The 11,290-nt window shown below is 60.2% G+C and carries 13 protein-coding genes; 1 reads left to right on the forward strand and 12 read right to left on the reverse strand.

The window, feature by feature from the left end; translation table 11 throughout:
• From RTI30_RS09260 to groES, 12 genes are all read right to left on the reverse strand, one after another.
• Positions 1–838: ABC transporter permease (locus tag RTI30_RS09260; RefSeq protein ID WP_312283689.1), on the reverse strand; the 838-nt coding region annotated here is incomplete at its 3' end.
• A gap of 10 nt (positions 839–848) precedes the next feature.
• A complete protein-coding gene (locus RTI30_RS09265; protein ID WP_312261030.1) occupies positions 849–1,634 on the reverse strand; it encodes an endonuclease/exonuclease/phosphatase family protein in 786 nt (261 codons plus the stop codon).
• Complete coding sequence (locus tag RTI30_RS09270) at positions 1,624–1,953, reverse strand: hypothetical protein (RefSeq protein ID WP_312261031.1); 330 nt, start codon at positions 1,951–1,953, stop codon at positions 1,624–1,626. Before RTI30_RS09270 ends, RTI30_RS09265 begins: the two co-directional genes overlap by 11 nt.
• Complete coding sequence (locus RTI30_RS09275; protein ID WP_312261033.1) at positions 1,929–2,687, reverse strand: HesA/MoeB/ThiF family protein; 759 nt, start codon at positions 2,685–2,687, stop codon at positions 1,929–1,931. The genes RTI30_RS09270 and RTI30_RS09275 overlap by 25 nt, the downstream gene beginning before the upstream one ends.
• On the reverse strand, positions 2,677–3,111 hold the full coding sequence (locus RTI30_RS09280; RefSeq protein ID WP_312261034.1) for a hypothetical protein: 435 nt from the start codon (positions 3,109–3,111) through the stop codon (positions 2,677–2,679). Before RTI30_RS09280 ends, RTI30_RS09275 begins: the two co-directional genes overlap by 11 nt.
• Positions 3,112–3,165: 54 nt before the next feature.
• Positions 3,166–4,281 (reverse strand): lipocalin-like domain-containing protein, encoded by a 1,116-nt coding sequence (locus RTI30_RS09285; protein ID WP_312261036.1) that lies wholly within the window; start codon positions 4,279–4,281, stop codon positions 3,166–3,168.
• A complete protein-coding gene (locus tag RTI30_RS09290) occupies positions 4,271–6,766 on the reverse strand; it encodes an FtsX-like permease family protein (RefSeq protein ID WP_312261038.1) in 2,496 nt (831 codons plus the stop codon). The genes RTI30_RS09285 and RTI30_RS09290 overlap by 11 nt, the downstream gene beginning before the upstream one ends.
• A complete protein-coding gene (locus RTI30_RS09295) occupies positions 6,763–7,440 on the reverse strand; it encodes an ABC transporter ATP-binding protein (RefSeq protein WP_312261039.1) in 678 nt (225 codons plus the stop codon). The genes RTI30_RS09290 and RTI30_RS09295 overlap by 4 nt, the downstream gene beginning before the upstream one ends.
• A gap of 34 nt (positions 7,441–7,474) precedes the next feature.
• Positions 7,475–7,672, reverse strand: a complete 198-nt coding sequence (locus RTI30_RS09300) for a CPXCG motif-containing cysteine-rich protein (RefSeq protein WP_312261041.1) — start codon at positions 7,670–7,672, stop codon at positions 7,475–7,477.
• A 6-nt stretch (positions 7,673–7,678) separates the two neighbouring features.
• Positions 7,679–8,302 carry a hypothetical protein gene (locus RTI30_RS09305; RefSeq protein ID WP_312261043.1) on the reverse strand — a complete coding sequence of 208 codons (624 nt, stop codon included), beginning with the start codon at positions 8,300–8,302 and terminating at the stop codon, positions 7,679–7,681.
• A gap of 273 nt (positions 8,303–8,575) precedes the next feature.
• Positions 8,576–10,219 (reverse strand): chaperonin GroEL, encoded by a 1,644-nt coding sequence (gene groL, locus RTI30_RS09310; RefSeq protein WP_312261045.1) that lies wholly within the window; start codon positions 10,217–10,219, stop codon positions 8,576–8,578.
• A gap of 52 nt (positions 10,220–10,271) precedes the next feature.
• Positions 10,272–10,562: a co-chaperone GroES gene (gene groES, locus RTI30_RS09315; protein ID WP_312261047.1), complete on the reverse strand. Its 291-nt coding sequence runs from the start codon at positions 10,560–10,562 to the stop codon at positions 10,272–10,274.
• Positions 10,563–10,791: 229 nt separating this feature from the next.
• Between groES and RTI30_RS09320 the strand changes: the two genes are divergently transcribed.
• On the forward strand, positions 10,792–11,290 hold a 499-nt coding region (locus RTI30_RS09320), incomplete at its 3' end, for a hypothetical protein (RefSeq protein ID WP_312283690.1).

Raw genomic sequence — 11,290 nt, forward strand, 5'->3', positions numbered from 1 at the left:
TCACCAGGAGCGGCATGGTGACGGCTAGGGCAATGACCTTGGGTAAAACGAGGCGCTGTACCGGCGAGACCCCAAAAGTCTGCAGCGCGTCGAGCTCTTGCGTCACGCGCATGGCGCCGATTTGCGCGGTGAAGGCGGAGCCCGAGCGCCCGGCAATGATGATGGCGCCGATCATTGGCCCAAACTCGCGCAGAATACTGATACCGCCAATACTGATGATGTAGATGTTGGCGCCGTAGCTGGCGAGGGTTGGTGCCGACTGATAGGTAATGACGATACCGATGAGAAAGCCAATTAGGGTAAGAATAGGCAGGGAGTCGGGGCCTGTCTTGACGATGGTGGCGGAGATTTCCCGATAGGGGAAATGGCTGGGATGCCGGAGGGCAGCAAAAAAATCCTGCAGGAGGTTTCCCCAGAGCAGAAATAGCCCCCAGAGATCACCAAGAACCGAGGCAATATGGGCGCCGAGCTGATCGAGCAGGGGAAAGAGACCGAGTCTTCTATGCGTGGGTTGCAGGGGCTGCACCTGCTGCAGGCGATCGAACAGGGGACGGTGTTGCTCGCGCAGTTGCAAGTGGGCCGGAAACTGTCGTCCCCAGCTGCGCCAGAGAAGCAGGGCACCGAGATTGTCGAGTTTGTCGATCCGCTCGAGATTCCAGGCCTTGCCCGCACCGAGGCGCTGCAGCTCTTGTTGCACTGCCCGCACCCGCCGCGACAACTGCGCCAGGGTCCAGCTGCCGCGCAGATGGACGGTGCCATCGCTGAGCTGCCAGCTGGGGGCACTCGGCTCTTCTCGACTGGCGCTGCTCATGTTGCTGGCGGTACTCGTAGGGCTCACGTTCTACGCATTATGCCCGCAATGATGACATTGCCAAAGCGCTGGGGTCTTGCCAACGCAAACGAGCGAAAAGGGGAAGGTGGTCGGAACGCTGTTCGCGCTCGGTCCACACCTCCACAAAAAGCAGTTCCGGGCTGATGAGGATATGATCGAGGCGGCGCTGGGGCGCCCAGCTGGGAAAGGTTGCGGGCTGCTGGCTAGGCGATTGCAAACCACTTTGATCGCGCAGGAGGCGCAGTTCTGCCGAATCGCGCCCGCAATTGAGATCACCGAGCAGAATGCTCGCCGGGGCATCGCGCAAGAGGGGCAGGAGTTGGCGAATTTGGCGCAGGCGCCCCGGCTTGGCGAGGGCAAGATGGGTGACGATGACCTGCACTTGGCGTCCCTGCACTTCGATCAGGGCACGCAGCAGTCCACGCCCTTTGAGGGTTCCGGTGAATTGATGTCTTTCGATATCGAGAATGGGCCAGCGCGAGAGCAGGCTATTGCTATGCTGGGCAAGGTCCCCCCAATCTCGGGTACGTTGCTGCGCCCAATAGGGTAGGCCGCTACGCTCCGCCAAAAAGACGGCCTGATTGAGGTACTGGCTGCGAAAAGAACCGGCATCGACCTCATTCAAACCAACAAGATCCATGCCCTGCAGGCTCTGGGCGATAGCTTCCAGATTGCGCAGGCTCTGGGGATGGGGCAGAAGATAGCGCCAGCTGTGCGCAAGCAAATGATGCTGGCGCCGGGAGCCGATGCCCACCTGCACATTCTGGGTCGCTACCGAAAAATCCCAAGAATCAGTCGCCATCGATGGCCAGTTCCCTCGGCTTGCCGTCGGCATCTTCCACCGCTAGGGTCAGCACGCCTTTTTCTGCTTCGGCCATGCGAAAGCGCCAAAGCCCGGTAGCGCGGGGTTCCTCGACTTCTCCAAAGCGAGCGAAGAGGGTTTCGCCAAAGCGAGCAAGCTGCCGGGCAAGTTCCGGCCAATCGGCATCGGTACCAGGATGCAGCCGGTATTCCGCACCATGGCGACTCACCCAGCCTTGCCCGGCCCCAAACTGGAGGGCGGTAAAAAGGTCTTGGGCAAGGGTGCGCGGAATTTTCAGGGCCGGGAGCAGGTCGGGCATTGCGGATCCTTTACTAAACGAATCGTGCGGAATTCGAGGGTTTGGGCGTCGAGGAGAAGCAGCTTGCCCTGCACCGGGGAGACCTGGCCAAGGAGGAGACGGATGGCCTCGAGGGCCTGCAGGCTGCCGAGCATGCCGGTAAGCGGGCCGATGACCCCGAGGGTGGCGCAGCGATCTTCGTCTTCGCTTTCGAGGTCGGGATAGAGGCAGGCATAACAGGGTCCCGACACCCGAAAATCAAAGACCGCCAACTGGCCGCTCCAGCGAATGGCGGCGGCGCTTACCAAGGGCTTACCGGCCAGCCAACAGGCGCGGTTGATGGCGTGACGGGTAGCAAAATTATCGCTGCAGTCGAGAACGAGGTCGTATTCCGGTAGCAGCGCAGTCAAAAGCTCTGCGGCCGCGGGCTGGCTATGCACGCGATACTGCAGACTGCTGTTGTGCGCCTGTAAATGGTGGGCTGCCGCCTCGGCCTTGGCCCGGCCGAGATCATCCTCGTTGTAGAGGATCTGCCGCGGCAGGTTACTCCGGGAGACGGTATCACCATCGCAGAGGCCCAGAGTGCCAATACCAGCACCGGCCAGATAGAGAGCGGCGGGGCAGCCCAGCCCCCCCATGCCGATGATCAGCACACGTGCCGCGGCCAAGCGCTGCTGCCCGGCGACATCGACCTCCGGCAGCAGAATTTGGCGGGCGTAGCGCAGCAGCTCGCCATCGCCGAGTTCAGGGGGCATTGTAGAAATCGTAGTCGATCCGATTGTCTTCTACCGCCATGCCCGGCTCCGCCAAAAAGCTGGGACCCTGACGCTGCAGGCGGTAATGGTAGCGCTCGCGGATGCTATCCATCATCCACAAAATCTCATTCGGGTGGCCGGCCTTGTCGCCGTGCAGCAAATGCCGAAGGTATAAGCAGTCTTCGTCTACCTTGACCAGCAAAGGGACCGGCAGCTGCAAGGGCAGGATGTGCCGATGCACTACCCAGTCCATGGGCGATGGCGGCTGGCTTGCGGGAATGCGCAGATCGACACGAAAATGCCCGGCACCGCCCGGCTCTTTGAGCAGCTCGGTAAAGTAGCCGTCGGGAAAACCCCTATGCAGGATGATGCTGCGCTTGGCAAAGCGGGTGAAAAAACGATCGAGAAGAGATTCCATGGGCATGCGAAAATAGTAGTCCAGGGGAAGAAAAAGTGCATCTTTGTTGGGTTGGCTGGTTCAAGGCCCGGTGCGCACCCCCATCTGCAGACGACCACCGTAGCCAGTAAGTTCCAAATAGCCACTGCCAATGTTTTTGCCGTTGGCCTCGGCTTCCACGGCGCCCTCCCAGTAGACGCTGCCGGTGCTGCGCGTAGCAACGAATTCCTGATTGGGCATGAGGGGTTGCAGGGTAAAGCTGCGTCCCGGGATGCGTACCCGCCAAACGATGGGATAGCGGTTACCGGTTTGCGGCGACTGCCAGTAGCGCAGGGGCTGCAACTGGATCTCCGTGCCGTGCAGATACTGTACCTGCCCGTCGCGATGGCGCCAGGTACCGGAGAGGTAGAGGGCTTTGCCGTCGGCCTTGCGCATCTGAAAGAGCATCAGGGCGCCGCCGCCGCTCAGGTTGATGCCCATCCAGTCCCAACCCACGGCTTGCCGGGGCAGGTAGGCCTGCGACCACTCATGATCGAGCCAAGCGCTGCCTTGCACGCTTTCCTCTTTGCCCTGTATGCGCACGGTACCGCGCACCGCTAACTGCGGGATGCTGTAATAGTAGCTGGCATTTTTCGGATTGGGACCCTTCTGACTCACGCCTTGCGGGCCTTCGAGCAACGGCGGCTGGGTGGCCTGCAGGCGCAGGTGGTAGGCGAGGTCACCAGCGTTGACCTGCGCCCGGTAGCCGTCGCCCACTTGCTGCAGCTGCCATCGTCCAATCCAGACATCCGTGCGCCCGCCTTTGGCTCCAGCGAGCCCGAAACCGCCGCGGGCGATTTTCTGGGCGGTGAGCAAATGCCCAATGCGCGGATCGCTGACCGCCGCCTGGGCGAAATAAATCTGTTGCGGATTGAAGGCGCTGGGGTTTTCCCAAACCTGGGGCGGGCGCAGGCGAAAAAAAGTGATCTGAAAGCCCAGAGGCGCCCCCGCCGCGGTGTGCAAATGGCCGGTGATGTACCACCACTCGAGGCGAAATTGCGGATGACTGCCATAGGCATTGGGAAACCGCAGCGGCTGGCTGGGGCTGACTTCCACCTTGGGCGTCGGCAGCAGGGGTAAGGCAGCGGGCGGCAACGCCGAACTGCTACACGCCGGAAGGGCAAGGAGCAGGAGCAAAGCGCATCGCCTATTCATCATGCAGCAATACCGTTTGCTTGCCCATTACCGCACGCGCCGACCAGAGCATGGTGAGCAGGCTGGCCAAGAGAAGGACTGCTGCCAATACGGTCAGCTGTACCCAAGGCAAGTGAAAGCTCATTTGCCAATGGAAGGAGAGGGGATTCACCTGCTTGATCAAAATCAAACTGATCAAAAGTCCAAGGCCGGTGCCCAGCACGATACCAAAGAGAGAGAGCAGCAAGCCCTCACCGAGGAGCAGGCGTACCACATCGCGTCGACGCAGTCCCAGACAACGCAGCAGGGCAAATTCCTGGCGCCGCAGCAGGGTTTGCGCCCCAAAGCCATTGCTGATGCCGAGGAGTCCGATGACGATGGCAACGGCCTCGAGGGCGTAGGTAGCGGCAAAGCTCTGGTCAAAAATTTCCAGACTGCGGCGAAGGATCTCCCCCGGTGTCGCAATCTGCCAACCAGTGCTCTCAGGATAGCGCTGGCGCAGGCTGGCGAGTACCGTGGTCGTCGCAACCCCCGGCTGCAGCCAGAGGGCAACGCCGTTGAGGCGATCATCGCCGGTCCAGCGCCGATAGGTGTCGAGAGGTAAGGAAATGGCCCCTTCCTGATAGGCATAGTCGCGGTAGATTCCAGCAATCCGAACTTTTTCTGGCTGCTTGCCGAGGGGCAGTTCGATGATCTGACCGACGCGCCAATGACTCAGGCCGGCAAGGATTTCGGAGATCCAGATGGGCGGCGGGCCAGCGGGGTCGGGCGCTGCAGACTGGAGGATGTCGAGGGTACGGCCGGGATCCTGGGCATCCATACCGCGCGCCAAGAGGACTACCGGCGGGCGCTGCGGGAGTAGGGCGAGTTCCGTACGCCGCAGGGGCGAGCAGCTGCGTACGCCCGGAAGTGTGCAGAGGGTTTCCCCCGCACCCTCCGGCAACAGGGCACGGTCGCTATCGCCGGCTTGCACGTAAATATCGGCGCGGAGGATATCCTGCAGCCAACTGGCAACCGAATCGCGAAAGGAGCCCACCATTACCGCCATGGCGACCACCAAGCTAAAGGCAACGACGATGGCGGCAAGACTGCGACTGGCCCGCCCCGGATTACCGCGCAGTTGCGCGCCCACCAAACCCGCCAACGGCCCCTGCGGGAGCGGCAGCAGGCGCGCAAACAAGGACAGCAGGCCAGGCAGCAGAAACAAACTGGCAATGAGCAGCAAGGCAATGCCCACATAAGCGGCATAGGGAATGCCGCCCCAGGCGGGCAAAAAAGTCGCCACGGCGGCGAGCAGCAGAAGTAGCCCACCCAGGGCAAAGTGGCCACCGATGGTCTCTTCCTCGCTACCCTCGGAAAGTATGCGCACGATGGCTAGATGACGGCTGCTCCAAGCGGGCCAAAAGGCGCCAAACAGGGCAGCAGCGAGGCCGGCGAGGGCAAAGCCCGCCCAAAGCCCCGGCCGTGCAGCGAGCAAGGAGCCGGTGTTGGAAAAATATCCTGCACCGAGGTTGCCTCCCAATTGGGCCAAGGCCAGTTGCGCCGCAAAGATCCCCAGCGGTACGCCGAGTAGGGCGCCCGGCAGGCCAAGGACTAAACCTTGCAGTTGGCTGGCGACGAGGATCTCGCGCTCGCGTAGTCCCAGCACGCGCAGAATGGCGAGGCTACGGCGCTGGCGTACCGCACTGAAGGCTAAGGTGGTATAGACGAGAAAGGCACCAGTAAAGAGCGCGACCAGCGACAACACCAAGAGATTGACGCGGTAGGCGAGGGAGGCGCGGGCAGCCACCGAGCCCGCCTCTTTTGGCGTGCGCAAGAGAGCGCCGGGTGGTAGCAGGGGCGACCAGTGGGCAATGAATTGCCCAGGGTCGACGCCGGGGGCAAGACGCAGGGCAACTTGGGAAATTTTGCCCTCCTCACCCCACAACCATTGCGCCGTGGCTATATCGGTGATCGCCAGCGCTTCTCCCGGAACCGGGTCGGGAATGCTGCCAATGATGCGAAAACGTCTCTCTACCCCAGCTACCCGCAGGCTCAGCTCGGCGCCATCATGGCTACCCAGCGCGCGCAGCGCCGTTTGGTCCAAGATGAGATTCTGTGGGTCGAAAAGCGCGTAAGGGTTTTGTAGCTGTGTGGGGACCAGGGGTTGGCCCAGGGCGAGACTTTGGAAGGCATCGATGCCCCAAACCGGGAGGAGTTTTCCCGCGCTGGTGTATGCACTCACGCGTAATTCCGGCGCTGCCACTTCTACTCCGGGCGCCTGCGCCAAACGGGGATACCAGTTCTGCGCGAGGCTATCCCCGGGGCGGGAGAGTAGTAAATCCGCCTGCCCCGCCAAGCGGCGCAAGCCGCCCGTAACATTGTCTACTGCCTGAACATTGATGAGCGCGATGGCAAGGCCCAGGGCAACCCCCAGGGCAATGCCCAGGACGGCGAGCAATGACGCGCCGGGGTGGGCGCGCAGCGGAAGCCAAACGGCGGCACGCCAAGGAATGCGCCAATTTTTCATAGGGAATGAAGGCCGTCTCGTCGCATTTCTAACTGCCGCTGGGCAATCGCCGCCGCCTTACTGGAATGGGTCACCATCAAAACCGCCGCCCCGGCCTCGATACCCATCTCCCCAAGGAGGCGAAGTACCTCTCCGGCGCGATCGGGGTCGAGGCTGCCCGTGGGCTCGTCGGCGAGGACCAAGGCCGGCCGGTGGATCAGAGCGCGGGCCACCGCAACCCGCTGTTGCTCCCCGCCGGAGAGTTCCCGCGGAAGGGCATCGAGGCGACTAGCGATCCCCAGGCATTCGGCAAGGGCATGGATGCGTCCGCCCAACTCCTGCCGTGGCAGGGCGTTGAGGCGCCAGGGCAGGGCGATGTTGTCGCGCGCGCTGAGCTGCGGCAGCAGGTGGAACGACTGAAAAACAAAACCGATCTGACGCCGCCGTAACAGGGTGCGAGCGTCATCGTTGAGGCTATCTACATCCTGGCCGCAGAGTTGCACGGTGCCCGCATCTTTGCGCTCGAGGCCGGCGATGATATGTAGCAGAGTACTTTTGCCCAGACCACTCTCCCCGCGGATGGCAACGAAATCTCCGCCCCGCAGCTCCAGTTCTATACCCTGAAAAAGCCAGCGCTCTGGAGCGTCGGGCTGTCTTTTGCCCACACCCTGCAGGCCTAAGCTCAACCCTGGCATGGTGATCTGGCTCGCCAAAAGCGATCAGTGTTGGTCATGTGTTTGCCCCCGAGACCTGAACATCAACAATGTTTCCCTCCTCATCTATACGGATGTATAGCTCAGCAGGAGCGCAGCAGACGCGGCAGTCTTCGATGGTTTGTTGCGTCCCCGCCGAGATGTCCACCTCTACCGCAAAGGTCTCGCCGCAATAGGGGCATTGCACGTCCAGATATTCGAGCGGAGCTGCCATGCGGTGTTATCCGTGTTCCGAGAAAGTCAGCGTGCGTAGCATCGGGCGGGCTGAGCTGCTCAGCCCCGCGAGAATCGCCAGTGCGGCAGCTCCAGCCACTGCCAAGATCATCAAATTGACAGACACCAGACCCGCGATCTCCAGCTTTCTACCCAAAACAAAGGTAAATTGTAGTACATAGGCGAGTGGTAAATATATAGCGAGGGATAGGAAGAAGAATTTTTCCCAAGCGCGATGATTTTGCACTAACCAACGGAATTCAAAGATAACGGATGCTGCGAGCCAGGACGCGCTAAGGAGTAACAGCAGATCTTGATTGCCTTGTACGACTAAACCAATGGCAACGCTAGATCCAACAGCCAAATCGATTGCCGACCTGCGGACCAATCCGAGGGAGCGGGCTGGTGAGCCTTCCTGCTTAGGAAGCGTGCGGTAGAAACAATAGGCACCATGTGCGAGAGTGTAAAATGAAAAAAATAGTAGGGTGATGGTTACCCAGGAATTCTGCCAAATACCTAGACTAATCGCATAAAGGAGAATGTAGGTTGCACGTAGTCCGAGAACTTTCGGATGACAAAGTTCTTTCCCTAACCAATGGGTATCGGTACGAATCGTTTTCGCAATGCTCATATCAACTCCTTTCGGCAAATTGCCGATCAGTAACGTACGGTAAGAGCAGCTGGTTCTGATCAAAACTACGCATGCAACGGAATGTGCCTTCCACTGAAGCATAGTTCTCTACGGTCTATTTGTCAATTATTTGTACTATACAAAAAGTAAACATGAAAAGAGGGGCTCTGCCAGAGCTGTTCCCTGCATTGCAGGTGATGATCCTGCCGGAGAAATGGCGCAAAAAAAACGGGCCGGCCCGAAGGCCGACCCGCTTGACGGAGCAAGGGGAGCTTAGAAGTCGCCCATGCCACCCATACCACCGCCCATGTCGGCACCGGCACCGCCCTTGTCTTCCTTCTTGGGCAGTTCGGTGATCATGGCCTCGGTGGTGATCATCAGGCCAGCAACGCTCGCCGCCTTCTGCAGAGCCGTACGGGTAACCTTGGTGGGGTCGATGACGCCCATCTCGAACATGTCGCCGTACTCACCGGTCGCAGCATTGAAGCCGTGGCCAGCCTTGCCTTCGAGCACCTTGTTGAGGACGACGCTGCCTTCGCCACCGGCGTTGGCAACGATCTGCCGCAGGGGCTCCTCGATGGCACGGCGGATAATGGCAACACCCATCTCCTGGTCATGGTTGTCGACCTTCAGCTTCTCCAGCACATGACGGGAGTGGATGAGGGCCACACCGCCACCAGGGACGATGCCTTCCTCGACCGCCGCCCGGGTGGCATGCAGGGCGTCTTCCACCCGCGCCTTCTTCTCCTTCATTTCGATTTCGGAGCCAGCGCCAACCTTGATCACGGCCACGCCACCCGCCAGCTTGGCGACCCGCTCCTGCAGCTTCTCGCGATCGTAGTCGGAGGTAGCTTCTTCCATCTGGCGACGGATCTGCTCCACCCGGGCCTTGATCTCTTTCTGCTGACCAGCGCCGTCGATGATGGTGGTGTTTTCCTTGCTGATGACCACCTTCTTCGCTTGGCCGAGGTCGCTGAGGCTGGCGCCTTCGAGCTTCATGCCAATTTCTTCGGAAATGACGCGGCCACCGGTAAGGATCGCCATGTCTTCGAGCATGGCCTTGCGCCGATCACCAAAGCCCGGAGCCTTGACCGCGGCTACCTTGATGATACCGCGCATGCTGTTGACCACCAGGGTCGCCAAAGCTTCGCCTTCGACGTCCTCGGCAATGATCAGCAGCGGGCGGCCGCCCTTGGCAACGCCTTCGAGCACCGGCAGCATGTCGCGAATATTGGAGATCTTCTTGTCGTGCAGGAGAATGTAGGGGTTCTCCAGCTCGGCAGTCATCTTGTCTTGGTTGTTGACGAAGTAGGGCGAGATGTAGCCACGGTCGAACTGCATGCCCTCGACCACGTCCAGCTCGTTCTCGAAGCCGGAGCCTTCTTCGACAGTGATGACGCCCTCATTGCCAACCTTTTCCATGGCCTCGGCAATGATCTTGCCGATGGACTCGTCGGAGTTGGCAGAGATGGTGCCTACTTGCGCCACTTCCTTCTGGGTCTTGCAGGGCTTGGACTGCTTCTTGAGGTCCTCGACCACGACGTGGACGGCCTTGTCGATGCCGCGCTTGAGGTCCATGGGGTTCATACCGGCGATGACCGCCTTGATGCCCTCACGGATGATGGCTTGCGCCAGCACCGTGGCAGTGGTGGTGCCGTCACCAGCCTCGTCGGAAGCCTGGGAGGCGACTTCTTTCACCATCTGCGCGCCCATGTTCTCGAACTTGTCGGCCAGTTCGATTTCCTTGGCAACGGAAACGCCGTCCTTGGTAATGGTGGGGGCGCCGAAAGACTTGTCGAGTACCACATTGCGACCCTTGGGGCCGAGGGTGACCTTGACCGCATCGGCCAGGACGTTGACGCCGCGCAGCATCTTCTCGCGGGCGTGTTCAGCAAAAGCTACTTGTTTAGCAGGCATGGAAGCACCTCTTCAGAATTGCGTTGATTGAAAGTATCCGAAAAATAGAGACTTACTTTTCGATGACCGCCATGATGTCGTCTTCCCGCATCACCAGCAGTTCCTCGCCTTCCACCTTGATTTCCGTACCGGCGTATTTGGCAAAGAGCACATGGTCGCCAGCCTTGACATCGAGGCTCCGCACCTTGCCGTCTTCCATGACCTTGCCATTACCCACGGAAATGACTTCGCCACGCACGGGCTTTTCCTTGGCGGTATCGGGAATGATGATGCCCCCGGCGGTCTTCTGCTCTTCCTCCAGGCGACGGATGACAACGCGATCGTGCAACGGACGCAGTTTCATAGAAGCTTTCCTCATCGAAATTGGACCAAAATTTGGGAAACTACGAGGGAGAGTGTTAGCACTCACCCCCGACGAGTGCTAATCATAGACATCTCTTATGCCAAGTCAAGGGGAGCCGTGGTGCTTGGTGGCAGCTACACTGTCTCGTTACAATGCAGTCATTTCAATCGGCCCGTCGGCTGGACGGTATGGCTCTTCATCAATTGGCTAGGTAGTCTGGGAGGAGGCGATGGCGGGTGCGTTGTGGCAAGGTATCCACCGGGAGTTTTTTCGCGAGCCCTTTGCAATCTCGGCAGACCTACGGCGCACGCGCCTGTTACAGGAGCTCAAGGTCGAGCACCAGATTTGCGATCTTTTGCTACCCAACGATGCCGAGCCGCGCATGAGTTTGGTGGTGGACTTTTCCGTTACAGAAGATTGGGTAGCAATGGATTGTCCGCCCCGCTTTCCTACCTCGGCCGTCGGGCTCGACCTCTTGGTGCAAAGTCGGCCGTCGCAGTTGCCCACGGTTTGGGAGTCGCGGCTACGCGAAGTGCGCGATGATCTGCTGTATATCGAGTTTCCTGAGGTCATTTATCAAAAACAGGCGCGTCGCTTGTACCGCGTCATGCCCGCCGTCGATGACCCACGGCGCATCGAGCTCTATCGCACTGGTGCGCCCATGGTGCTGGGAGAAATCCTCGATATCAGCGAGGGTGGTACCAGGGTTCGCCAGGTGGGTCGGGCTG

Source organism: Candidatus Igneacidithiobacillus taiwanensis, assembly GCF_031962545.1.
Lineage (GTDB): Bacteria > Pseudomonadota > Gammaproteobacteria > Acidithiobacillales > Acidithiobacillaceae > Igneacidithiobacillus > Igneacidithiobacillus taiwanensis.